Annotated in this window: 1 protein-coding gene; it reads right to left on the bottom strand. The window is 69.6% G+C overall.

Features of this window, described 5'->3' with window-relative positions; genetic code table 11:
• Positions 1-220: 220 nt before the first annotated feature.
• Positions 221-1,138, bottom strand: a 918-nt coding sequence (locus tag BRW65_RS30815; protein WP_073881230.1) for an HNH endonuclease signature motif containing protein, incomplete at its 5' end; no start/stop codon positions are given.

The raw sequence follows: 1,138 nt of genomic DNA, 5'->3' as shown, positions 1-1,138 counted from the left end.
GTAACCAACCCGCGTATATCAGACTGACACGCGTCGATACGACACGCTCGACATCCCCCAACTGACCCATCTGGTCAACGAAGCGGCGGCCACGACGACGGTTGCGGCCGCCGCTTCACCCTGCCCCTTGACAAGATGTCTCCCATATCAGCGGTGATCGCGAGCGCGGCGGAGCCGGGCACCACCGGCTTGCGGGGGACCGGACGGAACGCGCGTTGCGTCAAGCGGGGTCGTCGTCGTCTTGGTCGTGGAGGAATCGTTCGGGGTGGTGGTAGGTGTTGGTGCGGGGTTGGCCGCGGTCGAGGTGGGGTGGGGGGATCCATTCGGTTTCGCCGCGGGCGTTGGTGCGGGTGGTCCAGCCTTGTTCGGCCAGGCGGTTGTCGGGTCCGCAGGCCAAGGTGAGGTCGTCGATGTCGGTGCGCCCGGTGGCAGCCCAGCCGCGCACGTGGTGGACCTGGCTGTGGTAGGCCGGGGCATCACAGCCCGGCCGTGTGCACCCACGATCCTTGGCATACAACATGATCCGCTGCCCAGGCGAGGCGAACCGCGTGGCGTGATACAGCGCCAACGACCGGCCCCGGTCGAAGATCGCCAAATAGTGGTGGGCATGGCCGGCCCAGCGGATCACATCCGACATCGGCACCAGGGTGCCGCCGGCGGTCAGCGCCTTACCGGCGGCGGCCTCCAAGTCTTGCAGGGTGGTGGTGACCACGATCGACACCGGCAGCCCGTTGTGCTGGCCCAGCTCACCCGACGCGAGCAGGGCGCGCAGCCCGGCCAGCAGCGCATCATGATTGCGTTGGGCGGTGCTGCGGGTGTCGCGGCGCACCGCATCCTCATCCGGGGCCGCGTCGATCACCGGGGTGTCGTCGTCGGGGTTGCACGCTCCGGGGGCGGCCAGCTTGGCCAGCATGGCCTCGATCGCCGCGCGCAGCTCCGGGGTGAGCAGCCCGCTCAGCCGCGACATGCCCTCACCGTCTTGGGCGCCCAGGATGATGCCGCGCTTGCGGACCCGCTCGGCGTCGCTGAAGTGCCCGTCGGGATGCAACCAATCCAGCAGCCGCTTGGCGTAGACGGCCAACTCATCGGGCCGATACCCCGCGGCCTTGCCGGCCAAGTCGGCCTCGGCGGCGGCCCG

It is taken from the genome of Mycobacterium paraffinicum (genome assembly GCF_001907675.1).
In the GTDB taxonomy this organism is placed as follows: domain Bacteria; phylum Actinomycetota; class Actinomycetes; order Mycobacteriales; family Mycobacteriaceae; genus Mycobacterium; species Mycobacterium paraffinicum_A.
Note: the sequence above shows the minus strand (reverse complement) of the source record. Positions and strands in the feature narration are given on the sequence as shown.